We start from the raw sequence: 24,041 nt of genomic DNA, 5'->3' as shown, positions 1-24,041 counted from the left end.
CGGTTCCCCGCGCCCCTAAAGGCATTTGGGGTCACCCCTGGCTTTTAGGGGCGCGGGGAACCGCGCGACCAGCCCCACCGTCCCGCAGCCGCCACACGACCCCGGCTCCCGAGCTCGAAGGCGCCGATATCCCGTCGAGCCGTGCCACCAAGCCGATGTACGGTTCTGATGTCCCCGCCCGGCTACGGGGGGAGGCCATCTATCCCGTACCGGCGGGTGAACCGGTTACAACATGTACGTGGGGACTCTGTCCTTCGATCTCCTGCTCGGCGACGTACGGTCGCTGAAGGAGAAGCGCTCCGTCGTCCGTCCGATCGTGGCCGAGCTGCAGCGCAAGTTCGCGGTGAGCGTGGCGGAGGTCGACCACATGGATCTGCATCGCCGGGCCGTGATCGGACTGGCCGTGGTCTCGGGCGACACGGGGCATCTGACGGACGTACTCGACCGGTGCGAGCGGCTGGTCGCCGGGCGGCCCGAGGTGGAACTGCTCTCGGTGAGACGGCGCCTGCACGGCGACGACGACTGACCGGGCCGCAGAGACAATTCAAGAACCAGCAGTAACGCAGAACGAGCTAGGAGACGGACCAGTGGCCGACAACGCGCGTGCCAAGAGGCTGGCGGACCTCATCCGAGAGGTGGTGGCCCAGAAGCTGCTGCGCGGGATCAAGGACCCGCGGCTCGGCTCACAGGTGACCATCACGGACACCCGGGTGACCGGGGACCTGCGGGAGGCGACCGTCTTCTACACGGTGTACGGGGACGACGAGGAGCGGGCGGCCGCCGCCGCGGGGCTGGAGAGCGCCAAGGGCATCCTCCGTTCCGAAGTCGGCCGGGCGGCAGGGGTGAAGTTCACGCCGACGCTCACGTTCGTGGCCGACGCCCTCCCGGACACCGCCAAGACGATCGAGGACCTCCTCGACAAGGCGCGGTCCTCGGATGCCAAGGTGCGCGAGAGCGCCTCGGGCGCCCAGTACGCCGGTGAAGCCGACCCGTACCGGAAGCCGGACGAGGACGAGGACGACGCCGCCGAATGACCCAGCAGCGCCAGAAGACCACCACGCCCGACGGCCTTGTCATCGTCGACAAGCCGTCGGGCTTCACTTCGCACGACGTCGTCGCCAAGATGCGGGGCATCGCCCGCACCCGGCGGGTCGGGCACGCGGGCACGCTCGATCCCATGGCCACCGGTGTGCTCGTCCTGGGCGTGGAGAAGGCGACCAAGCTGCTCGGTCACCTCGCGCTCACCGAGAAGGAGTACCTGGGGACCATCCGGCTCGGGCAGACGACGGTCACCGACGACGCCGAGGGCGAGATCACGGCGTCGGTCGACGCGTCGAAGGTCACCCGCGACGCCGTCGACGCCGGCATCACCCAGCTGACCGGCGAGATCATGCAGGTGCCGTCCAAGGTCAGCGCCATCAAGATCGACGGCGTGCGGTCGTACAAGCGGGCCCGGGACGGCGAGGACTTCGAGATTCCCGCCCGGCCCGTCACCATCTCGTCCTTCGCGGTCTACGACGTCCGGGACGCCGTCGCCGAGGACGGCACCCCGGTCCTCGACCTGGTGGTGTCGGTGGTGTGCTCCTCCGGGACGTACATCCGGGCCCTCGCCCGCGACCTGGGCGCCGACCTGGGCGTCGGCGGCCACCTCACCGCACTGCGCCGGACGCGCGTGGGGCCGTACAAGCTGGACTCCGCCCGGACCCTCGACCAGCTCCAGGAGGAGCTGACGGTGATGCCGGTCGCCGAGGCCGCCACGGCCGCGTTCCCCCGCTGGGACGTGGACGACCGGCGGGCGCGGCTGCTGCTGAACGGCGTACGCCTGGAGATGCCCGAGGAGTACAGCGGCCGCGGCGCCGTCGCCGTCTTCGACCCCACCGGCCGCTTCCTGGCCCTGGTGGAGAACGAGAAGGGCAAGGCGAAGAGCCTGGCCGTGTTCGGCTGAGGACGGCCTTTCGGGCGTGGGGCACTGCGGGCCTTTTTGGGGGCGCGCGGTGCTCACCGGCCGGGCCCGGCGGAGCGGCGGGGCTGTTCCCGCCGCTCCACGGTCCCCCCTCGGTTCCCCCACACAGAGGTGTATCCATCTGCCCGGGGCTATTCACCCCTTCGTGCAGGCGCTCGGAGTGAACCGAGGGAGCGGAAGGGGGCGCTTTCGCCGGGTGATCTGTTCCGCTGATCTTCACGTGCCTACCGTCGGAACAGAGGTACGACGGGGAGGTCAGGACATGGCGGTACGGGGCCGTCGGGCGACCGACGACGGCCGCCGGGCCGCACGGGACGAAGTCCTGGTGCGGGTCGGCGATCTGGCGGGACGACCGCGCGGCACGGGCTTCGTGGCCGATCACCACGGCACGGTCGTCACCAGCCACGAGGCGGTGGACGGACTGGCCAGGATCGTGCTGCACGCCACCGCCGACCGCGTCTGTGTGGTGACCTCCGACGCGGTGACCCCACTGCCCGCCCTCGACCTTGCCCTCATCCGCACCGAGGGGCTGTGCGTGGACCCGCTGCCCTTCGCCCTACGGGAGGGGATCGAGACGGGGGCGTACGTCCGGATCGCGGCCGGCGGCTGGCGCGAGGCACGGGTGCTGGGCACGGCGGACGTCACGTACACCGCGACCGACGGCTTCCATCTGCTGCGCGACGCCCTGGAGTTGGCGATCGGCACGGCCGGGAGCGAGGCGCTGCGGCTGGGCGGGGGAGCGGCCGGGGGACCCGTGCTCGACATGACCACCGGGGCCGTGGTGGGTGTCCTCGGCACGGCCCTGGAGGCACAGCACCGGACCACCGGCTTCGCCGTACCCCTGCGCGGGTGGCGGGCCGAGCAGCCGCTCGCCGAACTCCTCGCGCGCAACGCGGCGACCGTGCCCGCGTACGGCACCGACCTGAACCTGGCGGGCGTACTGGAGCTCACCGCCACCACCGTGGGGTCGGACGGGCCGGGGGCGAGCACCGGGGCCGTCGCGGCGGCCGGTACCGACCCCGTCGAACGGGTCGGGGTCGTCAGGGAGTTCGCCGCCTTCGCCGAAGGCCCGGCCACCGTGCTCGGCCTCGTCGGCCCACCCGGCAGCGGCCGTACGACGGAACTGGCCGCCCTGGCCGCCAGGCGCGGCCAAGGCTCCGAGCCCGCGCCCACGCTGTGGCTGCGCGGCGCCGACCTGCTGGCCGACGACTCGTCCGTGGCGGACGCGGCGCGCCGCGCGCTGGAGCGGGCGGGCCGGATCGTGGCGGCTTCGGGAGCTTCCGGCGAGAGCCCGGTCGGTGCGGAGCCGTCGTCGCTTCCCGGGCGGTACGACGGGGAGTTGGGGGACATCCGGCCGGAGCGGCTCGCCCGGCTGGCGGGCGAGGAGGGGCGGCCGCTGTTGCTGCTTCTCGACGGGCCCGAGGAACTGCCGCCCACGCTCGCGCACCGGCTGGCCGAATGGACCGCCGGGACGGTGGAGTGGCTGCGGGAGAACGGGGCGCGGCTCGTGATGGCCTGTCGCGCCGAGTACTGGGAGTGGGCCGGGGCGCAGTTCCCGGCGGAGCTGCTGCACGGCAGCGCGCCCGGTGGGGAGGGGCACGACGAAGACGGGCAGGTGTTGCCTCCCTGCGTGCGGCTGGGTGACCTGACGGAGGGGGAGGCCCGTCGGGCCCGCCTGCGGTACGGGATTCCCGAAGGCGCGCTCTCCGCCGCCGACGCCCGGCATCCGCTCACCCTGCGGCTCCTGTCGGAGGTACGGGCGGCGCTGCCGGAGGCTCCGGACGGGCGGCCCGGCGAGGATGGCGCCTTCGCCGGGCCGCCCGGCGGGGGTGCGTATGGGGGTGGCGCGTATGAGGGCGGTGCGGCCGGGGGTTGCGCGCACGGAGGGGGCACGGCCGGGGGTGGCACGGTCGGCGGTGGCTGGGCGGGGTACGACGGGCCGGGGTACGACGGGCCAGGGTCCTCGCGGAGGGCTGCCGAGGGGGCCTCGGTAGGGGGCGCCGGTGCGGCGGCATCTCCGTCCGGTGGCGCCTTCGGTACGGCGGCATCCCCGTCCGGTACGGCGGCGGCATCCGCCGGGGCTTCGGGCCGACCCGGCCGGGAGGACGTGCTGGCCGCCTACCTGGACCTGATGTGCCTGCGCGTCGCCGTGCGGCTCGCCGCGGTGAACGGGGTGCGGGGCACGGCCGTACGGCGGCTCGCGGCGCAGGTCTCCGGGCAGGTGCACGAGGCGGCGCGGCGGTGTCTCGGGCCCGGGCAGGGGGAGCTGGACCGGGCGGCGTTCGAGGCGGTGTTCCCGTGGGGGCCGGTGCCGGGGAGGCGCCTCGGCGGGACCACCGGCTGGGCCTCGGCCGTGCTCACCGAGGGACTGCTCGTCCCGGCGGGCGACGGCTACCGCTTCGCCCACGAGGAACTGGCCGACTGGATCCAGGGCGCGCATCTGGACCTCGACGCGGCCCTGCACGCGCTGGTGCACCGGGGCTGGGTCGCGCAGGCCGAGGCGCGGCGCGGCTGGGGCACGATGCCGTCGGAGGCCCGCGTCCGCCGGCACGCCCGCCGGGCCACCCGCAACCTCCCCGTGCCGCGCCACCGCATCGGTCCCGTCGTCCACGCACTGCTCCTCCTCGGCCGGCAGCAGGGCCCCAACGAACTCGCCGGGCGCCTGGAGGAGTTGCTCGACGCCCTCGACGCACTGCTGCCGCCGGGCGGCGCTCCGCCCGACGACCCGACCTGGTGGGCCACGCACCTCCTGGCCGACGTGCTGTCGCGGGTGCCCGACGCGACGCCGTACAGCCGGGTGCTGCGGTTCCTCACCGAGCGGATCGGGGCCTGGCGGGCCCAGGGCCGGGGTGTGCCGGGGGAGTTCGGACCGGACTTCTGGGCGGCACTGCCGCTGCCCGAGGCGGAACGGTTCGACCTGCTGCGACGCCTCGTCGTCGCCGACCCGGCCACCGGCGAGGGGCCCCGCTGTCTGGACGTGGTCTCCCGTCTCCTCGCTGCCGACCCCACCGCCGTACAACCGCATCTGACCCGCTGGTTCCACGACGAGAGTCCGCTGGACGCGACCCCGGGCGCCACGGTGGCGACGGCCGCGCAGGCGCTGCTGCACACGCATCGGCGGTGTGCCCTGGACGACCTGACCGAGGTACTGGTCGACAGCGCGCACCGGCGGGGCGACGAACTGCTCGCCGTACTGTCCGAGGAGGAGCCCTCGGCCGTGTGCCGGGCCGTCGACCGGTGGGCGCACGACGAGCGCCCGGCGCGGCGGGTCGCGGCGCTCGCGTACGGGCTGCGGGCCGCTCCCCATGCGCGCACGGAGGCAGACCGCGAGCTGCTCCGCTACGCGGCCCTCGCCCTGCTGGGCCGCCCCGCCGACGTCACCCTGCACAGCGGGGCGCTCGCCCTGCTCGTACGGGATCCGCGAACCAGGTCCCGGTATCTGCCGCAGGCGCTGGAACGCTTCGCGGCCGGGGACCCGCAGCTGCCCGCGAGCGCCCTGGTCACTGCCCTCGCCACCCACCCCGACCCGGTTCTCGACGCCTTCCGCATGCGCTTGCGGACACCGGGCGCCGACGGTTCCGACGGCTCCGAGGGCTCTGACGGCTCTGACGGCTCCGTCGGGGAGGCCCTGCGCACGCTCGCCGAGGTCACCACGCCCGGCCTCGCGCGCCGCGTCACCACGCTCGTGCGGGAGGTCGTCGAACTGCGCCCCGAGGTGGCCGGTCATGTGGCCGCGTACGTCGACCGGCGGCTGGAGCATGGGCCGGGCACCCGCGCCGTACTGTTCCCGCTGGTCAGCGGGCTCATCGCCGACGGACCGGTCCAGGTGAGGGCAGCGCTCGCGGCGGTGTTCGCCGAGCCCGGCACCGCTGCCTCCGGCCCGCTGCGGCGCGAACTGCTCGATCTGCTGATGGCGACCGAGCGGGACCCGTCCGTCCTGGACGCGCTGCTGCGGGCGGCCGCCGCGCGCGGAGTGACAGCCGACGCGGCGGACACCACGGCCACCCGGCTGCTGGTCCACCGGGTCGGAATGCTGCTCGTCCGAACGCCCGAGGGCGCCACCCGTTTCGACTGGGCGCTCGTCGATCTGGCCCGCCAGGTGCCGGGCTTCGCGGGGCTGGTGGCTGGGTGGCTCAGCGGCACGCCGCAGGAGTGGGCGGCGGTCGTCGGGCCGAGCACACGGCGGATGATCGAGAACCTGGCGGGCGTGTCGGGGGTGCGGGTGCCCGCGTGAGACGGTTTCCAGAAGGGCTTCGCTTCCGTGCTCAGGGTCACAGCCCGGATGCCGATGCGGGCCGAGGCCATCGGGCATGGCACCCTTAGACCTGCGCAAGGTAAGCGTCAATACGGACACGGGTTCGACGAGGAGCGGTCACAGTGCAGCGCTGGCGTGGCTTGGAGGACATCCCCGAGGACTGGGGACGCAGCGTCGTCACCATCGGTTCCTATGACGGGGTGCACCGCGGGCACCAGCTGATCCTCCGGCACGCCGTGGAGCGCGCGCGTGAGCTGGGCGTTCCCTCCGTCGCCGTCACCTTCGACCCGCACCCCAGCGAGGTCCTGCGCCCCGGCAGCCACCCGCCGCTGCTCGCCCCGCACCACCGCCGTGCCGAACTGATGGCCGAGGTCGGCGTGGACGCGGTCCTGATCCTGCCCTTCACGACCGAGTTCTCGCGGCTGTCCCCGGCCGACTTCGTCGCCAAGGTGATCGTCGACAAGCTGCACGCCAAGGCCGTCGTCGAGGGCCCCAACTTCCGCTTCGGCCACAAGGCCGCCGGAGACGTGGCGTTCCTGGCCGAGCAGGGCAAGACGTACGACTTCGAGGTCGAGGTCGTCGACCTGTTCGTCACCGGTGAGGCCGGCGGCGGGCAGCCCTTCTCCTCGACCCTGACCCGGCGGCTGGTCGCCGAGGGCGATGTCGAGGGCGCGCGCGAGATCCTCGGCCGCCCCCACCGCGTCGAGGGCGTCGTCGTACGCGGCGCCCAGCGCGGCCGCGAACTGGGCTTCCCGACGGCCAACGTCGAGACCCTCCCGCACACCGCGATCCCCGCCGACGGCGTCTACGCCGGCTGGCTGCACGTCGACGGCGAGGCCATGCCGGCCGCGATCTCCGTCGGCACGAACCCACAGTTCGACGGCACCGAGCGCACGGTCGAGGCGTACGCCATCGACCGCGTCGGCCTCGACCTCTACGGCCTCCATGTCGCCGTCGACTTCCTCGCCTTCGTGCGCGGACAGGCGAAGTTCGACTCGCTGGACGCGCTGCTCGTGGCGATGGGGGAGGACGTGAAGAGGTGCCGGGAGCTGATCGGGGCGTATGAGGGGGAGTAGCTCCCGAGGTCTGGATGTGTCCCGACGGGCCTGGACGTGCTGAGGGCCCGTACCGTTCGTGGATCGTGAACGGTACGGGCCCTTTCGCTGTGCCGTGTGCGGTTACTGCCCTGTGCGGCTACTGCTGAGGCGGTGCCGGCGGGTAGGGCTGCTGCCCCTGCTGCGGAGGTTGCGGTTGCTGCGGCGGGTACGGCTGACCCGGAGCGGGTTGACCCGGGGCCGGCTGGCCGGGGTGGCCGTAGGGCTGCGGGGCCTGGTCGGGGTACGGCTGGCCCGGGTAGGGCTGGGGCTGGCCGGGGTACGGCTGGCCCTGCTGCTGCGGGTACGGCTGCTGACCCGGCATCTGCTGACCCGGCATCGGCGGGGCGACCACCGGCGGCGGGTTGCCGTCCGACGTCCACAGGCCGTGCGACTGCTGGTGCCTGGCGATGTCCTCGGCGACCATCGCGGCGAGCGTGAAGTACGCCTCCCGCACCTTCGGCCGCATCATGTCGAGATCCAACTCGGCGCCCGCGGACAGGTGTTCGTCGAAGGGGACGACGACGACACCGCGGCAGCGCGTCTCGAAGTGGGAGACGATGTCCTCCACCTTGATCATCTTGCCGGTCTCGCGCACCCCGGAGATGACCGTGATGGAACGGGCCACCAGGTCCTGGTACCCGTGAGCGGAGAGCCAGTCCAGCGTCGTACTGGCGCTGCTCGCACCGTCCACGGACGGCGTCGAGATGATGATGAGCTGGTCGGCGAGGTCGAGCACGCCGCGCATCGCGCTGTAGAGCAGACCCGTACCCGAGTCGGTCAGGATGATCGGGTACTGCTTGCCGAGGATGTCGATCGCGCGCCGGTAGTCCTCGTCGTTGAACGTCGTGGAGACGGCCGGGTCGACATCGTTGGCGATGATCTCCAGCCCGGAGGCCGCCTGCGAGGTGAACCGCCGGATGTCCATGTACGAGTTGAGGTACGGGATCGCCTGGACGAGGTCGCGGATGGTCGCCCCGGTCTCGCGCCGCACGCGACGGCCGAGGGTGCCCGCGTCCGGGTTGGCGTCGATCGCGAGGATCTTGTCCTGCCGCTCCGTGGCGAGCGTGGAGCCGAGGGCCGTGGTGGTCGTCGTCTTGCCGACGCCGCCCTTGAGGCTGATCACCGCGATGCGGTAGCAGGACAACACCGGCGTCCTGATCAGCTCCAGCTTCCGCTGCCGCTCGGCCTCCTCCTTCTTCCCACCCAGCTTGAACAGCCCGCCGCCCGACGCCGGACGGCTGCTCTTCTGCTTCTGCTTCTTGCTGTTCAGCAGCCGGTCGGAGGAGAGCTCGACGGCCGCGGTGTAACCGAGCGGCGCCACACCGGGGTTGGTGGGCTGGCGCTGGTCGTGCTGGACCGGCTGGGGCCAGGCCGCGCCGGTGCGGGGGTCGATGGGGGCGGGGGGGTGGGGGTGACCGCCGGGGTTGCCCGGGTGTCCCGGGTGCCCCGGGTGGTCTGGGTGAGCTGCGTTTGCGGGCTGGACGGGGTGGGCGGCCTGTGCGGGCTGGCCTGGGTGTCCGGGCTGACCGGGCTGACCGGGGAAGGGGGGTTGCGGCTGGCCCGGGTGGCCTGGGTGCTCCGGCTGGCCGGGCTGTCCGGGTTGGCCGGGTTGGCCGGGCTGGGCGGGGGGCTGGGGGAAGCCGTAGCCGCTCTGGGGGGTAGGGGAGTTGGGCGGGCCCTGGGGGGTGGGGGTACCGGGCGTGGCGGGGGCGCCGGGGTGCGGGAAGCCGTAGCCGGCCTGGGGAGTAGGGGCCTGCGGGGTGTTGGGGTGGGGCGTGGGGGCGCTCGGTGTGTTCGGCGTGCCCGGCTGCCCGGGCTGGGCCGGGGGTTGGGGGAAGCCGTAGCCGCCCTGTTGGGGGATGGGTGCCTGTGGGGGTACGGGTGCGCCGGGGTGCGGGAAGCCGTAACCGGGGGTGGGCTGGGCTGGGGGCGCGGCGGGAGCGGGGGCGCCGGGGTGGCCCGGCTGTCCGGGCTGGGCAGGGGGCTGGGGGAAGCCGTAGCCGCCTTGCTGGGGGATGGGTGGCTGTGGGGGTACCGGTGCACCGGGGTGCGGGAAGCCGTAACCGGCGGGGGAGGGGGCGTTGGGGGCCTGCGGGGGCGTCGGGCCGGCCGCCGTACCGGAGGCGTTGGGGGCGCCGGGGGCGGCGTCGACCGGGTTGCCCCAGGCCGCGGGAGCGCCCTGAGGAGCCTGCGGGTGGAACGGCTGCTGCGGCGGCACGGACGGCTCGCCCTGCGCGGCCGCCGGCTGCTGACCGGGCATCTCGGGGTACGCCGGCGCGGTCGGGGGCCACTGCGCCCCCGGGGCGGGGGCTGCGGGCTCGGCGGGCTGGTACGCGGGCGGCAACGGCGGAAGCCCACCCTGCGGCGCCGGCGGCGTCCAGGCGGGGGGCGTCTGCGGTACGCCACCGGGGGCGCCCGGAGTGGGTGCGGCGGGCGGGACGGGCGTGGCGTCCTGAGGCGGGCCGGGCTGAGGCGTGCTGGTCTGCGGGGCGGCGTCGACGGGCTTGGCGGCGTCAGGGGTGGCGTTGTGAGAGTCGGCGCTCTGCGGAGCGACGCCTTGAGCTTGAGGAGGCGTGACGGCCTGCGGGACGGCGCCCTGGGATGGGGCGTCCTGGGGGTCAGAGCCCTGGGACGGGGTGTCCTGCGGGACGGAACTCTGGGGCGCGGTGTCCTGCGGGACGGAACTCTGGGGCGCGGTGTCCTGCGGGACGGAACCCTGGGGAACGGCCTCCTGGGAGGCGGCATCCGTCGGCTCCCCCTCGTCGGAGACGGCGTCCGGGTTCGCGGCGCCGCCGCCGGGCTGTTCGCCCGCAGCGGCAGGGGCCTCGCCGGACACCTCCGCGGCAGCCGAACCCTCGGCTGCCGCATCGCCCCCACTGCCCTGACCGTTGCTGTCCTCTGCGCCTTGCCCCTCGCCGGACGAGGCGGGGTCACCGGGCTGCTCGACGGCGGCAGCGGCAGCGGCATCGGTTACGGCGGCGCCGGTGTTGTCCTGCCCCTGCACCGGAGCCTCGGCTCCCGCAGGAAGACCGTCGCTGTCACCAGCACTGTCACTGTCGCCGCCACCGGCTACGGACCCGGCATCGGGCGCAGCGGCGGTAGGCTCTCCGCCCTCCACCTGCGGCGCGTTCAACTCGAAATCGCCGGCGCCGACTTCCCCACCGGAAGCAACACCCGCGGGCACACCTGCATCCGGACCCACACCCGCACCCGTGCCCGCATCAGCCCCCGAGTCGGACGCGCCCTCGGCCGCAGCCGCAGCCGCATCCGAGATCTCACGCTTCAACGCGACAGCGGAAATCCGCATGGTCGCGCCGCTCTCGATGTCCCCACTGTCGCCGTCGGCCTCGGGCACGGCGGCCACCGGCGGCCAGGGGGACGGAAACGTGCCACCCGAAGCGGCGGCACCGGACCCGCCGGTCATGTCGACGGGAGGACCGACCGGCGGCGCGGGCGGAGACGTCACGGAACCGACGCCCGGAGAAACGCCCCCCGCGCCCGGATCAGCACCCGTACCCGATTCCGAACCGGCCCCTCCCGATGACGCGTTCTGCGTGTACCAGGCAGGCGGCGCGTAGTCGATGGTGAACTCGCCCGTCGTCTCGATGGCGGACTCCGCGTCGGACTGGTCATCGCCGGGTGTGGCCCAGCCCCCGCGGATCCCGTCCCGATCGCTGTTCACAATTCCTCCTGGTGTGGTCGAGCACCCTCAAAGTCGTGCCGGGGCCGACCGTTCTGGTCGTTCGAGCCATGTCGTCGTGACGTCGTGATGTGCGCCCCCGGTCCCAGCCTAATCACCACAAGCGCAACGACGGCAGGCCCGTCCACCCCTCCGCGCCCGCCCGCTCCGTCACACCCTGCCCGGAGATGGTGCCGATATCCCCAACGAGTCCGATCAAACCGGTCATTACCGGTGAACAAGTCGAAAGGGAGGGAGCCCGAACCAACACGGCACGATGACCGGCAACGCGTCCACGACAACCACCGGAACGGCCTCCAGGACCGGCCATTCACCGAGACCGGACGCTCCCCGGCCCCGGACAGTTATCGGGACCGAACGGTTACCGGACCGGAACGACAACCGCGCCCGCGTCCGCCGACCCCGTGGCAGCCGGACAACGCTCCCAACCGCTCTTGAGCGATCCCCGACCAGTCCCAAGCGGCCCTCACAGTCTCCAGCGGCCACCGGTACGCCTGCAGTACTCCTGAACGGCCCTTCTGTCCGCCTCAGTCCATCCGTCGAGGCGTACCCAGCAACCCGATCTCGGCATCGGTCGGCTGGGTCATCACGTACTGCCGATCGCGATCGGCGCACCACAGGGAGACTCCGTCGGCGAGCGTGGGCAACGAGTCGACGTCCGCCCGGGGCAGCGCCATCGTGCGCCCCAACTCCGCCGCCTCGTCGGGGGAGACCCGCTGCACACCGACGAGCCGGGCCTGACGGATGAGCCGGGGAGCCACCGGACTGAGGTACGGCAGCAGTGTCAGCACGGACTGCCAGGGACCGGAGACGACCCGCCCGCGCGGCGGCCGCATACCGCAGTCACGCACGACGACCACAGGACCGCCGGCCGACGCGCCCTGCGGCGGCACCCGCCCCACGTCGTACACGGCCATGCCGTTCTGCCCGCCGCCCATGGCGTGCACCATCTGCATCCAGGCCTGCGCCCGCCCGGTCTCCACGGCGACCCGCGCTCCCGTGGCCGCCGCGCGCAGGGCGAGGACCTGGGCGGTCCACAGCCCACCGATGAGGACGACGTCGTACGGCGTGGGCCGATTGATCCCGAGGACGGCGGGCTGCCCCTCGGCGTCGACCCCTATGACGACGCCGTCGTCCCCGATGGGCAGCGCGAGCGAGTCGAACTGTTCGACTGGCAATGCGTGCCGCCCGTGCCGGGGCCCGATGAGCCCGAACCCGGAGCGCAACCGCTCACGTACCCGTTCACCGACGGAGGGCTCCGCGACACCGGGACCGGGGTTGCCGCCGGTGCCGGAACCGGGTGCATACGGACCCGTACCGGTCATGGCCATCACCGAACACCCCCGAGAGGCAGCGTGGCGAGGACACCCGGCAACTGCTCACGGTCGAGCCGCGCGAGCCCGGTCCCGGCCTGCCGGGCCGCGTGTTCCAATCCCCGTCGGGCCGCGACGAGTTCGTCGTCGCTGCGCCCCGTCACCCGGAGATGGCCGGTGACCGCGATCTCCTGCCGCTCTCCGTGCGCCAAGGTCAGACTGAACGTCGTGGCGAGCGCGGGCACGGCCGTGAGCAGCCCGACGAGCTGCGGCAGCGACGGCCCCGAGCCGCCCAACTGCGGCCACCGCCGCACCCAGTAGGTCGTGTGCCGACGGTTGTCGCACCGCCAACTGCGCCCGGACTCCTCGGTCCGCCGCTGCGGAGTGTCCGTACGCCCTGCCTCGGCTGTCACCAAAGGATTGGCGCAGGCGGAGGTGGCGACAGCGGCGACCAACTCCTCCTCGTTGAGCACGGTCGTCCGGAACCCGGCCCCGGTCAGCCGACTGGCCAGATGGTCCGCGACCCGCACCACACACTTCTGCGCCCCCAAAAGCCCACCGCCACGCGCGGCCACGGCCTCCGGGCACAACTCGGGGTCGAGCTTCAACGCGATCCAGGTGATCCGAACCGCCGGCGCCCCTGTCTGGGCCTGCAAGGGCGCGTAGTTGCTGACGGCCACCGACTGCTGAGGCAGCTGGATGGCTGGCGCCGGCTGTGTGTGCAGCACGATCTGAGCGCCCTCCAGCCGAATCCCGTCCACCTCCAGCGCGTCCCGCACCAGGCCCAACGGCAACGGACGCCGACTCCGCTCCGCCCGCAGCGCGGTGGCGTCCGCCTCGACCTGCAGTACGGCGGTGACGAACGTCCCGTCCCCGATGACCCCGACGGCGCGCCGGTCCCTCCCGCCGTACGCGTAGGTCCGCAGACTCGGGTCGCACTCCACTGCCGGCGCCAGCCCCGGTTCCGTCCCGGGCGGTATCACCGCACCGGCCGCCTTCCGCTGCCGTGCCTTCAGCGCCCGTGCCGTGGCCAGCCATTCGGGGAGGGAACGCCCGCGACGGCGTACGACGGCGAGCAGAACGAGCACGACGGAGACGACGGCCGTGGGGATGAGGGCGAGAGGGTGGAGGGCCCAGCCGGCGAGCAGTACGGCGGCAGCCGCCTCGACAAGAAGTACCTGCTGCAACCGGAACGCCCCGAAGCTCCCGGAGCCCCCTTTGAGGTGAAGCGTGGCCGAACCGGGAGCGGGCGTCGTCACCGAGAGCGTGGACGCAGGGGTGGGCGCGGGAGCGGAACGCGGGTCGACCGCCTCTGTACGCGACCGTGATCGCGTCCGGCTTGCGGAAGCCATTGCTGCAAACCCCCCGTAGTCACCTGAAACGACCCACTCGACACCGGTCCCGATGCGGAACGCACCCTACCCGCCCCACACGCGCCAAGGCTCAACAGGCATAGTAGGGGGCCGATCTGACAACGGAGGGCGTGGGACGTCGCCCCCGGGCGCGGTACGGGGAGAAACAGGCACTCATGGCATCACGGCGGGACGAACTCAACGCCTACACGTTCGCGAAGCGACGCACCCTCGCGGCCTTTCTCCAGCCGTCCCCCTGGGGCTCGGAGGAAGGCGCCCCGAAGCCGCTGCGGGCCGTCGTGCCGAGCCTGATCGCAGGCGCCCTCGTCCTGGGTGTCTTCGGCGCCTGGGGCATGTTCCAGCCCACCGCGCCCAAGGACTGGAACCAGCCGGGCACCCGGGTCATCGTGGGCAAGCAGTCGACGACGCGTTACGTCGTCCTGAAGACGGACGGCACCACTCGCCTGCACCCCGTCCTCAACCTCGCCTCCGCCCGTCTGCTCATGAACGGTGCCGACTACCAGGTCGTCCAGATCAGCGACAAGATCCTCGACGCGGGCAAGCCGCCCCGCGGTCCGATCCTCGGCATCCCCTACGCACCGGACCGGCTGCCGACGTCCGACGAGGCGGGCAAGGCCAAGCGGTGGGCGGTGTGCGAGCAGCCCGGCGGTAAGGGCAGCACGGTCCAGGAGGCGACGTTCGTCCTCGCCGACCGGGACGCCGAGAAGACGGACGGCTCCGGCCGCCTCACCGGCGGCGAGGTGCTGTACGTCAAGACGCGCGCCGGGGATCGCTATCTGGTGGACGCTTCGGGCAAGGCGTATCCCGTCCCGGGTGAGGCGACGGACGAGGACAACCGGAAACTGACGGACGCGCTGGTGGGCTCCAAGCAGCCGCAGCTCGTCACGAAGGAGTGGATCGACACCCTGCACAAGGGCGACCCGGTCGCCTTTCCCGAACTCCCCTCCAACGTCGGCTCTCCGGCCGGAGTCCAGGGCCAGCTCTCGGACGACGAGAACAAAGTCGGCATGGTGCTGGAAACGGAGACGGGCGAAGGCGAGAGGTACTACGTCGTACTGCCGGGCGAAGTGAAGCCCATCAGTGAGTTCACCGCTTGGCTGCTGATCAACTCGCCCCGGACCGCTGTCCTCAACATGAACGGTGAGGCCGCCAAAGTAGGCCTCCAGGACTTCACCGCCGACAGCAGCCCCTTCGACGGCCAGCCGGCGAACTGGCCGTCGCAGCGCGCCTCCATGGTCAACTCCGCCTCCCTGGAGTCGGGCCGCAACACCGTGTGCAGCGTCCTGCGTGACGTGGACGACGGCAACGACACGACACTCAGCACCTGGGCGGGCACCGAGTACCCCGCCGAGATCGCCGCAGGCGGCACGAGCACGTACGTCACCCCCGGAACGGGCCTGCTCTACACACAGATCCAGGGCACCGACACTGACTCGGGATCACTCTTCCTCGTGACGGACACCGGCCTGCGGTACGCCGTCCAGGCGAACGGCGACAGCGACAGCGAACAGTCCGGCGTCGGCACGGACGGCAAGCAGAAGACGTCGGACGGGACACCGGAGCCGAGCGAGGCCCAGGTGAAGCTCGGCTACGAGAACGTCCGGCCGGCGAAGGTCCCGCTGGTCTGGTCGGAGTTCCTGGCGAAGGGGCCCCGCCTCGACACCAACAGCGCCCGGCAGCCGCAGGGTTCGTAGGACGAACACGACGGCCTCAGCACACGGAATCTCACGGAGAAGGACGGGAGCGACGTAGAGGTGTCGCCCAAGAAGACAACCCTGTCGGCCGCGGCCGCGTTCCTGACGATGCTGGCCACGGCCCCACCGGCCGTGGCCGCACCCGACGGCCACACGCGCGTGGGGCTCGATCGCGGCCACGCGCGCGTGCGACTCGACGGCAGTGGCGAGTGCACCTTTCCGGCCAAGCAGATCAAGGGCACCCCCTGGGCGCTGCAACGAGTACTCCTCGACGAGCTCTGGCAGGGGACCGACAAGGGCAAGGGCATTCGGGTGGCGGTCATCGACACCGGCGTTGACGACAAGAACCCGCAGTTGAAAACGGCGGTCGACAAGGCGGCCGGGCGGGACTTCCTGAGCAAGGGCAAGGACGCCGATCCCACGAATGACCAGGTGGGCCACGGCACCAAGGTCGCGGGCATCATCGCGGCCCGGCCGCTCGACGGCACGGGTTTCGTGGGCCTCGCGCCCAACGCCACGATCATCCCCATCCGTCAGAACGACGCCGACAACAGCGGCGACTCGGACTCCATGGCGGAGGCGATCACATACGCGGTCTCCCAGGGCGCCGACGTCATCAACATCTCCCAGGACACGACAAAGCCCCTGTCGAACACCTCCAAGCTCGCCACGGCGGTCCGCGAGGCCCTCGCCAGGGACGTCGTCGTGGTCGCCTCCGCGGGCAACGACGGCCTGGACGGCAAGGCCAAGAACACCTACCCGGCAGCCTTCCAGGGCGTCCTCGCCGTGGCCTCCTCAGACCGGAACAACGAACGAGCGTCCTTCTCCCAGGCGGGCGAGTTCGTGGGGGTGGCGGCCCCCGGCGTCGACATCGTCTCCACGGTCCCGGACGGCGGCCAGTGCACCGACAACGGAACGAGTTTCTCCGCCCCGTTCGTCGCAGGCGTCGCCGCACTCCTCAGGGAGAAGCACAAAGACTGGTCGACCGCCCAGATCGTGACCCAGATCGAGCAGACCGCCGAACGCTCCGTCAACGGCCACGACAAGTTCGTCGGCTGGGGCGTCGTCGACCCGGTCCGCGCGGTCCAGGAGTCCGACCTCACCGACCCGCCCTCCTCACCCACTCCCGACCCGGGCGTGTCCAAGGCCCCGGCCCCCGACACCGCCCGCTTCTCCCTCGCCGAAACGCCGCAGGAACGCGACGAGCGCTATGCCACGTACACCCTCGGCCTCACCGCGGCCCTGGTCACGGTCATCGCCGGCACGGCCGTCGTCCTGCGGGACCTGCGCCGCCGCAGGAAGGACGCCTGAGCGTGAGCTTCGGACCACCGCCTTCACCGTTCACCGCATCCGCCAAGGCGGCGGACACAGCACGCAGACGCCGTCGTACGAGGCTGCTCGGGGCCGTGGCGGCGGCCGTGGTCGCCGCGCTGGGCGCGGGCGTCGGGCTCCTGACGTACGCCACCGACGACGATCCCGCCCCCGCCGGAGCCACGTCGGCCGCTGTCGCCCAGCACCCGGACGACGTCCGGGAAACGGTCGAAAAACGCCCTCGGAGCACTGGCGGACGGATGGCGTTCCGTTTCTCCAGCGACGACGTGGGCCCGGGCGAGAACACCGAGATGCCTGGCCTGTGGGCCACGGACAAGATCCTCGCCAAGGGCATCAACCGCACGCTCGTGGGCTTCGAGATCGGCAAGGACGTGGCCCCGGGCGACGAGACCTGGCGCGTCCGGCTGGACGGTCCGATCTGCGGCACGACGCACCACGTGACCGCCGACGGCCGTACAGCGGTGCTCTACAGGGCGGACACCGGGGAGGAAGCGCTCTGCGACCACGTGGCGTTCGTCGACCTCGACACGGGCAGGAAGCTCTGGCAGACCGCTCTCCCCCCGAGTGGTGTACGGCGCTCCTCCGAGACTCTGCCCAGCGTCACCATGACCCGCGGCACAGTGGCCGTGACGTGGGGCAAGGGATCAAGCGCATACGACATGGCTTCAGGCAAGGAACTCTGGAAGAAGCGGCGCACCGACGGCTGTAGGGACACGGGCAGCGCCGGCGGAAAGGCTTTGCTGGTCCGCGATACCTGCTTCGTCAAGAAGACCCTCGACGACACGTTCCGGGTCCGTAAGGTCGCCCCGCGCACCGGCAAGGCGGAATGGACGTACGACGTCGCCAAGGGCGTCCGGGACGTCTACCTGATGTCCAGCGAACCGGCTGTCCTCGCCACCGCGGCGGGCGACGTCAACATCAGCGACCTGATCACACTCGACGAGAACGGTGAGTACCGCGCCACGATCCGCCTCGGAAACGGCACCTATGTCGCTGACTGCGACAGCCAGACGAACTACAACACGATCGACGACTGCCCGTCAGTGGTGGTCGGAGACGGTCAGGTCTTCCTGGAGAGCAGGGAGGACCCGGACCAGACCGCGGAGGCGAACTCCAACTGGATCATCGGCTTCGACGTCAGCACGGGAAGAACGACGAAGAAGTTCGAGTCGGGCCCCAACCAACTCCTGCATCCCCTGCGCATGAGCGGTGACCAACTTCTCGCTTACCGGGAGAGCACCGACAACATCAGGCCCTACGGCCTCGTCAGCATCGACCCGCGAACCGGCAAGGAAACGCCCTACTACTACTTCGGCCTCCCCATCGAAGCGACGATCCTGTCGACCCCGAAACTGGTCGACCTCCGCGTCCAGAACGGCCGCCTCTTCTTCGGCGCCAGGGCGGCGACGGGCCCGGACAACGGCCAGCAGAAGAACTGGGTGTGGCTGGTGCTGGGCATCGAGAGCGTGCGACCCGGCACATGAGGTGAGCGCTCGGGGCCGGGCGAGACCGACGCCGGACCCCGAGACATACGGTCATGACCGCACCGCGGTCACCGCACCGCACTCACTACGGGGCGTCGGCCCCTCGATCGAGCCCACCATTGTGAGGCGCCGGCTCCAGATCGAACTCCCCGTCCCGCGCTCCGAGCACGAAGGCCCGCCATTCGGCCTCGGTGTACCGCAGCACGGTGTCCGGATCGAGCGACGACCTCATGGCCACTGCCCCCTCCGGCAGATACGCGATCTCGACCCGCTCCTCATGCTCCTCAGTCCCCGGCGCGCTCTGCCACTCGACCCCCGAGATGTCGAGCGCGTACAACTCGTCCTTCTCACGCTCTTTGCGTTCCTTGAGTGCCTTCTCGACATCCTTGTCCAGCCCATCGGCCATGACGGCGCGGTCCCTTCCCGACGTATGAACGAGCTACGGGCTCACAGTACTTGGGAGGAAGGCGACCGGGGCGCGACAGACGGAACAGCACATCATCACGCCGCGCGATCATCACCTCACAGTCCGTCGACCGACCCGTGCTCGCCATGACGCACTTGTCCCCATACTTGCCAAACCCCTGAACTGCCCCGTTACAACTTTGCAGTTGGAAGCGTCACGTCAAGTGACTAGAGTGGTATGCGGTATCACGTGGGTGATACGGCACGGGGGCGGCGTAACGCTGTGGCCGCGCGGCACGCGGCGACCGCGGTGATTCCTGCCCGCCTGGACCATCTGGGCGTTCGGCCTGGATGGACGCGTCACGGCGGTCGACCCGCCGTCACATCAAGAGGAGGGTGGAGGACCTGTGAGCGGGACCGCGGACCAGAAACGCGAGAACGACCAACTCATCGCTCTGGCCAACAAGATCCAGAACTTCCACGTCGAGGTGAGCCGTCGCGTGACGTCCCTCAACACCGTGGTGGACATGATCCAGGGCGGCTGGCAGGGCGCGGCGAGCCAGGAGTACGACAGGGTGCAGCGAGAGGTGAACATCCACCTCAAGAAGCTCCAGGACAACCTCGTCGACCTGGAAGACGTCATGCGTATGGCCGTGAACGGGTTCGACGAGCACGAGCAGGAGCGCATCGCGGAGATCCGGAAGGTGGACAACTCCTCGGAGTCCCAGGCCCAGGCCGACGCCGGCATGAGGGGCCAGACGTACACCACCGACCGCATCACCAGCCTCGCCTGAGCCACGGAGGAGTACCCACGATGAGCACCAGCTACGACCGCACAGCGATCAACTACGCCACGGTGACCCAGGCCGCGAGCGACGTCCGCAAAACCGCCACGGACCTCACCCAGGAACTCGAGGCCCTCATGCAAGAGGTGAAGCGCGTCGCCGAGACCTGGGAGGGAGAGGCGAAGACCGCGTACGGAGACATCCAGCGCAAGAACACCACCGAGATGCAGCAGATGACCGAAAAGCTCCGCTTCATCGCCGACCTCCTGGACAGGTCGGTCGTCGGCTACCAGGGCACAGACCTGGACGGCGCGAAGCGCATCCGCATGTTGATGGGCTGAACATGAAACAAGGGGAGGCGACACAAGCTGTCGCCTCCCCTTGTTTCGCAGTGGATGGCTTTCTCAGGCGTAGTGCCCCGAAGTTGCCGTGGGAGATCCAGAGGTGAGCCCTGGGTCCTTGCAGCCGAGCTCAGCCGAAACCTTGTGCGCCGCCGCGTTCAGAAGAACGATGTGGTCCTGGGAGAGTTTCTTCTCGGGCACCTCTACGTTGTTCTCCCGCTCCAGGCTGCCATTGATGATGACGGACTTGTCCGAGTCTGCCATCTGGCAACGGAAGTAGAGAGAAGCCGTACGGTCCGATGCGAGAGCCGACTCCCCGGTCTTGTAGAACGTGAAATGTTTCTCGTCATCCGTATCCGCTTTGTCGACGGTCAGTGCCTCTCGGAAGTTGATCGAGAGGATTGCTTCCCCATCGGCTGACGACTGCAGCCTGCAGAAGGGCGATCCCAAGGCCTCGCCACTTTCCACTTTGCCATCGGCTTCCCGAAGTGATGTCAGCGTGTCGTCGGGCTCCGATCCTTCCTGAGTGAAGGTGTCGGTGCCGGAGACCTCTTTCAGCGCCGCGGCGACAGTCGATTCCTTGGCGAAAGAGCCGCAAACAACCTCAACTTTGACGCCGCTGTCGGCCGTGTCATCGACTTCTTCCGAGCAGGCGCTGATGGCTGCTACGAGCGCGGCCGTGAGCACCACGATTCTCGCAGTGGACTTCATCAGTCTTCCTTTTCATAGCGGGCAGGGTGAAGGTCGTTCCCGGCATGTGAACGACTGTCTTTGATGTACTTCGTCAGCTCTTCTTGGAGGACCGCAGGGCTGAGAGCCTTCGCCGATCTCTCACGTCTCGGCGTCGGCGCACAGTCTTCTGCGAAACCAACGTGCCGACAAAGCCGAATGCCACCACGTGAGGCGCGAATGCTGCGCTGATCTGCTGCACAGGTAGCGCCCTCTCCTTCAGATACGGAGCCTTGCAACGGAATTCAAGCACGGCAGGGCCAGTACCCGAAAAGAATCAGTATAATTATCGTGATATTAGGAGGCGGGATTTATGGGGGGAATCTCTACTGGGAGCCTTTCCTTTTCCTGGCATTTTCCAATCTTGTATGCGTGCTTCGTCATCTGAAAGGAGAAGTCGGTCAACGCCTGACGCAAGGCGACCCCCTTCACGCGACTATCTCCGATGACTCTTGCCTGGGTCACGAGTGCGTATGACTGGACTGCTTCAGCTGGGTCCTTGTCAGGCGGGGTGCAGGGTACGTATACGCTGGCGAGGCCGGACACTGTGAGGGCTCGGACGTCACCACTCGATACCTTCATCACCTTGCCATCGCCTTTTCCCTCAAAATGGCGAGTCCAACTGGCGACAGAGGCATCGCTTACCTCACTTTCGCCAGAAATAATGGAGTCATTGCTGGTTGTGACACGGCAAGCGAATAGAAAGTCCTCACCGGGAGCGGTCTGGCTCTCTCCCTCGTGAGCCTCGCGGGCATTCGGGAGAGCGCTGAGCACTGTGGCTCGCTCAACAGCACCTGAGCAAACTTCCGCCGGCAAGCGATCGAGACCCTTAGTGAAAAAATACTGGTACCCGAAAAAGCATCCGGAAACGAGAAGGCAGATCCCTCCGCCCAGTGCTACTGCTCTCACTTTTTTCGTCATGGTCAATAACCGCGATCCTATAAACTCAGGCGCTCGGGCGCTGGTGAGATTCTTCCAGAATGGTGTCGCTTTGTAGCCAGCCTCTGTTCACTGCGTCACGGATGGAATTCTTGGTGGAACCCTCCGCCAGGTCTGAATCATGGGCGGCGATTGCGTCCAAGGCAGACCACTGAGTCTGCTGAGTCACTGAATCCTGGGTCTTATTTAGATCCTGACCTGTGCGATAAAGTGCCTCATCCAGCGCACCGTCTAGCTCTCGTCCCTCGTACAGTCGGTCCACGGCCATGCCGGAGATTCCACTGAAAAAGCCGCCAGCAGCAGCCCCGACAACTGCTGATGTAGGAACGAGAGCTACTGCGCCGACTCCTATACCAGTAGATAGGATGGTCTTGACAAAGTCGCCCTGCTTCTTGAGTGACTCGTTGTACTCCTTCTCTCCTTCGAGGGAATCGAGAATTCCTGAATCGGCAGTTGAACGCCCGACAACCCCTTGAATAATGCCGGCATTCTGTGCAATGTCCTCAATTACTTTCTCTGACCTGCCATCGTAGAGAGAAGGATTTGCGATATGCGCTTCAAGTAGGCTGCTTGTATAAATTCCTTCGCCGTAGCGGATCGCGGCATTGCCGTCCTTGTCTTGGGCAACCTCGTACAGGAAACGGGTCACGTCCGTTCGTTCGAGCCCCTCCGGGGCCGCGCTGTTCGTAACGAAGACCGACTCGGCTCCTGGTCCGGCCATTGCTCGGCTAATCTCGGGCATATAGGCGGACGCCATACGGCCAAAACTATCGCCGATGGCGCTGTCCACCAGTTCGGCACCGCCGTTCGGCTGAGCAACTGCATGCATAATGTTGCTCATGATCTCTACCTGCGTCTTGGAGTGGGGAATCTCCCTGTCCGCGATTTCCCCGCGAGCTAGCCCGGTAACTGCGACTTCAAGGGAATGTCCCAGAGAGTTTCCCCTATCCGTATATTTACTGCTCTCCAGCAAATGATTCAGGTCAGACTTGGAGGAAAAGGCGTCCGTTGCGGCTTCGGGATTATGTGACAGTGCACCCATGAAGCCAATCAAAGGATCCCGTCCGTTTCCATCGCCAAAAACTAGATCTGAATTGAGATAGCTCCCCTCCCAAATCTTGTCAGTGTGCATTGCCCCCCCTGCCTTATCCATCTTAAGCAACTCTTTCCTGTAGTCATTAAGGAAATCGGTGTCATAATTTCCGTGACTCATCAGGCTGCTCATTACCTGGAATCCGAGCGAGCGCGAAGGTACCTGCATCGGGGCTGTGGGATCCGACTCGATGCGCATGTTTCCTGCTTCGATGATTTCCTTCTTCCAGCGCTCCATCTCTGGCGAGTGGGATTGTGAAGCGTTTGCCAGGGTTGTGCTTAGGTTGTTTTGCAGTTGCTTGAGGTGATTAAGCTCGGAGCCCTTGGCTCCGGCGTACGAATCTGTGACATTGGCCCAGAACTGTAGGGTTCCCTTCGACCCGAGAGTGGTGGCGAACTCTTCGTTGAAGAGAGGGTCACCTTCATACTTAGCGAATGTTTTGGTCATGCGTTGAACCTGGGTGATACTGAGATCATTTCCCTTTCGGGCAAGTGCCGCCATGTCGTGAGCTTCTCTGAGTGCTTCCTTGCGTCCCTTCTGAGCCTCTTTGATGCTGCCGGACGTGGTGGTATTGAATCCCTTCTTGTCGCCATTGGCGTCCATGGTGAGTGCCCAATGGAGGGCAGTATCCGCATTGCTCGCATCTGTTAGAGCTGCTTTGATTCTGTTGTTGCAGTCATGAACAGTCTCGAGATATGCCTTTTGTAGTGCCGCAGATTGATCCCTGTGTTCCTCTGGAGGATCGCAATAAACGTGACCCTCACTGGTGATTTTGAGGTTCTTGTCCTCGTGGACGTATCGTTCTATTGCCTTCAGTTCGTCTTTAGCTGCTTGGAAGGTTTCCAGTGCGCTCTTAAGGAGTTCGTGTACATCGTGGGCTTCGTCGGCGGCTGCTTTCATTTGCCTCTCGACGTGAGAGAATTTCTCTAGGGCCTCGGTTGCCGTTTCGCCTTTCCAGTCAGAATCCTGGAGGCCTTTCGTAACGGTCGTGCCAAAGGAGCGGGCGATTGTGTCGAATTTTCCAGGAAGATTGCGCCAACTGTCCACGGCCTCAGACAGGGTTGAAAGATTTGCCGAGCGCAGCTGCTCAAAGGTGAGAGTCATATCAGCTCTTATCCTTGCGATCCTGCAACTTCTTGGTTTCGGCCAGCCGCTTCGCTTCCTCAGCCTTGAATTCGGCTGCGGAGATACGCAGGTTCCCGGCCACCCCCGTCTCTAGGAGGGTGTCCATGTAGTGCATCTGTGAACGCCAACGCTTTTGGAACGTGCTGATGGCCCCATCGGACTTGAACCCGCTGAGGTCAATCTTTTCGGTAGCCCCCATCACCTTGTTGTCGGCGTCCTTAAAGTTCGTTCGCACTGTGTCCGCTTTTTTGGCTCGGTCCTCAAGAAGACTGGCATCGACGTTCAACTGAGCTTCTGGCCCGCCCGAGCCGCCGCTGGCGGCGAGCTGATTCAGCTGTGTTCTGCTGATTTGGCGAGCGGCAGCCGCGCTACGTGCTTGACCCCAGGCTTCGTCGAACGACATTGGTGGTCCC

Annotated in this window: 17 protein-coding genes and 1 pseudogene; 10 read left to right on the top strand and 8 right to left on the bottom strand. The window is 68.7% G+C overall.

Features of this window, described 5'->3' with window-relative positions; genetic code table 11:
* The first annotated feature begins 232 nt into the window (after positions 1–232).
* The 5 genes from JIX56_RS11770 (at position 233) to JIX56_RS11750 (ending at position 7,294) form a co-directional block, all read left to right on the top strand.
* Positions 233–526 (top strand): DUF503 domain-containing protein, encoded by a 294-nt coding sequence (locus tag JIX56_RS11770; protein WP_055543214.1) that lies wholly within the window; start codon positions 233–235, stop codon positions 524–526.
* 61 nt (positions 527–587) lie between these two features.
* The gene (rbfA, locus tag JIX56_RS11765; protein ID WP_257539951.1) at positions 588–1,034 is read left to right on the top strand and encodes a 30S ribosome-binding factor RbfA; all 447 of its coding nucleotides are present in this window, start codon (positions 588–590) and stop codon (positions 1,032–1,034) included.
* Positions 1,031–1,945, top strand: coding sequence for a tRNA pseudouridine(55) synthase TruB (truB, locus tag JIX56_RS11760; protein ID WP_257539949.1), 915 nt, complete (start codon positions 1,031–1,033; stop codon positions 1,943–1,945). Before rbfA ends, truB begins: the two co-directional genes overlap by 4 nt.
* A gap of 280 nt (positions 1,946–2,225) precedes the next feature.
* The gene (locus JIX56_RS11755) at positions 2,226–6,197 is read left to right on the top strand and encodes a serine protease (protein ID WP_257539947.1); all 3,972 of its coding nucleotides are present in this window, start codon (positions 2,226–2,228) and stop codon (positions 6,195–6,197) included.
* Positions 6,198–6,340: 143 nt separating this feature from the next.
* A complete protein-coding gene (locus JIX56_RS11750; protein WP_257539945.1) occupies positions 6,341–7,294 on the top strand; it encodes a bifunctional riboflavin kinase/FAD synthetase in 954 nt (317 codons plus the stop codon).
* A gap of 118 nt (positions 7,295–7,412) precedes the next feature.
* Here the strand turns inward: JIX56_RS11750 and JIX56_RS11745 are convergent, their stop codons facing one another.
* From JIX56_RS11745 to eccE, 4 genes and pseudogenes are all read right to left on the bottom strand, one after another.
* Positions 7,413–10,319 (bottom strand): nucleotide-binding protein, encoded by a 2,907-nt coding sequence (locus JIX56_RS11745; protein WP_443032034.1) that lies wholly within the window; start codon positions 10,317–10,319, stop codon positions 7,413–7,415.
* A gap of 546 nt (positions 10,320–10,865) precedes the next feature.
* Positions 10,866–10,997, bottom strand: a pseudogene (locus tag JIX56_RS47985) (SCO5717 family growth-regulating ATPase); the annotation flags it as partial.
* Between the two features lie 545 nt (positions 10,998–11,542).
* A complete protein-coding gene (locus JIX56_RS11740) occupies positions 11,543–12,346 on the bottom strand; it encodes a hypothetical protein (RefSeq protein WP_443031803.1) in 804 nt (267 codons plus the stop codon).
* Positions 12,346–13,680, bottom strand: coding sequence for a type VII secretion protein EccE (gene eccE, locus JIX56_RS11735; protein WP_257539939.1), 1,335 nt, complete (start codon positions 13,678–13,680; stop codon positions 12,346–12,348). Before eccE ends, JIX56_RS11740 begins: the two co-directional genes overlap by 1 nt.
* Positions 13,681–13,856: 176 nt before the next feature.
* Between eccE and eccB the strand changes: the two genes are divergently transcribed.
* The 3 genes from eccB to JIX56_RS11720 are packed head-to-tail and all read left to right on the top strand — an operon-like array spanning position 13,857 to position 18,211.
* The gene (gene eccB, locus JIX56_RS11730; RefSeq protein ID WP_257539937.1) at positions 13,857–15,395 is read left to right on the top strand and encodes a type VII secretion protein EccB; all 1,539 of its coding nucleotides are present in this window, start codon (positions 13,857–13,859) and stop codon (positions 15,393–15,395) included.
* A gap of 60 nt (positions 15,396–15,455) precedes the next feature.
* Positions 15,456–16,706: a type VII secretion-associated serine protease mycosin gene (gene mycP, locus JIX56_RS11725; RefSeq protein ID WP_257539935.1), complete on the top strand. Its 1,251-nt coding sequence runs from the start codon at positions 15,456–15,458 to the stop codon at positions 16,704–16,706.
* A gap of 2 nt (positions 16,707–16,708) precedes the next feature.
* Positions 16,709–18,211, top strand: a complete 1,503-nt coding sequence (locus JIX56_RS11720; RefSeq protein ID WP_257539934.1) for a PQQ-like beta-propeller repeat protein — start codon at positions 16,709–16,711, stop codon at positions 18,209–18,211.
* A gap of 85 nt (positions 18,212–18,296) precedes the next feature.
* Here JIX56_RS11720 and JIX56_RS11715 read toward each other — a convergent pair whose 3' ends face one another.
* Positions 18,297–18,617 (bottom strand): DUF397 domain-containing protein, encoded by a 321-nt coding sequence (locus JIX56_RS11715; protein ID WP_257539932.1) that lies wholly within the window; start codon positions 18,615–18,617, stop codon positions 18,297–18,299.
* Between the two features lie 406 nt (positions 18,618–19,023).
* Between JIX56_RS11715 and JIX56_RS11710 the strand changes: the two genes are divergently transcribed.
* A complete protein-coding gene (locus JIX56_RS11710; RefSeq protein ID WP_257539930.1) occupies positions 19,024–19,410 on the top strand; it encodes a WXG100 family type VII secretion target in 387 nt (128 codons plus the stop codon).
* 20 nt (positions 19,411–19,430) lie between these two features.
* Positions 19,431–19,742, top strand: coding sequence for a WXG100 family type VII secretion target (locus tag JIX56_RS11705; protein WP_257539929.1), 312 nt, complete (start codon positions 19,431–19,433; stop codon positions 19,740–19,742).
* A 63-nt stretch (positions 19,743–19,805) separates the two neighbouring features.
* On the opposite strand, the gene JIX56_RS11700 is transcribed toward JIX56_RS11705, so the two are convergent.
* The 3 genes from JIX56_RS11700 to JIX56_RS11690 all read right to left on the bottom strand — a co-directional run bounded on the left by JIX56_RS11700 (position 19,806) and on the right by JIX56_RS11690 (position 24,031).
* The gene (locus JIX56_RS11700) at positions 19,806–20,453 is read right to left on the bottom strand and encodes a hypothetical protein (protein WP_257539927.1); all 648 of its coding nucleotides are present in this window, start codon (positions 20,451–20,453) and stop codon (positions 19,806–19,808) included.
* A 964-nt stretch (positions 20,454–21,417) separates the two neighbouring features.
* Positions 21,418–23,607, bottom strand: coding sequence for a hypothetical protein (locus tag JIX56_RS11695; protein ID WP_257539925.1), 2,190 nt, complete (start codon positions 23,605–23,607; stop codon positions 21,418–21,420).
* Position 23,608: 1 nt separating this feature from the next.
* Entirely contained in the window at positions 23,609–24,031 is a 423-nt protein-coding gene (locus JIX56_RS11690; RefSeq protein ID WP_257539923.1) for a hypothetical protein, read from the bottom strand.
* Positions 24,032–24,041: the final 10 nt, after the last annotated feature.

It is taken from the genome of Streptomyces sp. CA-210063 (genome assembly GCF_024612015.1).
GTDB lineage: Bacteria > Actinomycetota > Actinomycetes > Streptomycetales > Streptomycetaceae > Streptomyces.
This window is presented reverse-complemented; position numbering and strand designations above follow the sequence as displayed.

What these genes read in the sequence shown, in the direction of transcription:
- eccB (WP_257539937.1), top strand. Translation starts at nt 13,857, where the DNA reads ATGGCATCACGGCGGGACGAACTCAACGCCTACACGTTCGCGAAGCGA.
- JIX56_RS11755 (WP_257539947.1), top strand. Translation starts at nt 2,226, where the DNA reads ATGGCGGTACGGGGCCGTCGGGCGACCGACGACGGCCGCCGGGCCGCA.
- eccE (WP_257539939.1), bottom strand. Translation starts at nt 13,680, where the DNA reads ATGGCTTCCGCAAGCCGGACGCGATCACGGTCGCGTACAGAGGCGGTC.
- JIX56_RS11695 (WP_257539925.1), bottom strand. Translation starts at nt 23,607, where the DNA reads ATGACTCTCACCTTTGAGCAGCTGCGCTCGGCAAATCTTTCAACCCTG.
- JIX56_RS11715 (WP_257539932.1), bottom strand. Translation starts at nt 18,617, where the DNA reads ATGGCCGATGGGCTGGACAAGGATGTCGAGAAGGCACTCAAGGAACGC.
- JIX56_RS11705 (WP_257539929.1), top strand. Translation starts at nt 19,431, where the DNA reads ATGAGCACCAGCTACGACCGCACAGCGATCAACTACGCCACGGTGACC.
- JIX56_RS11770 (WP_055543214.1), top strand. Translation starts at nt 233, where the DNA reads ATGTACGTGGGGACTCTGTCCTTCGATCTCCTGCTCGGCGACGTACGG.
- JIX56_RS11740 (WP_443031803.1), bottom strand. Translation starts at nt 12,346, where the DNA reads ATGGCCATGACCGGTACGGGTCCGTATGCACCCGGTTCCGGCACCGGC.
- JIX56_RS11690 (WP_257539923.1), bottom strand. Translation starts at nt 24,031, where the DNA reads ATGTCGTTCGACGAAGCCTGGGGTCAAGCACGTAGCGCGGCTGCCGCT.
- truB (WP_257539949.1), top strand. Translation starts at nt 1,031, where the DNA reads ATGACCCAGCAGCGCCAGAAGACCACCACGCCCGACGGCCTTGTCATC.
- JIX56_RS11700 (WP_257539927.1), bottom strand. Translation starts at nt 20,453, where the DNA reads ATGAAGTCCACTGCGAGAATCGTGGTGCTCACGGCCGCGCTCGTAGCA.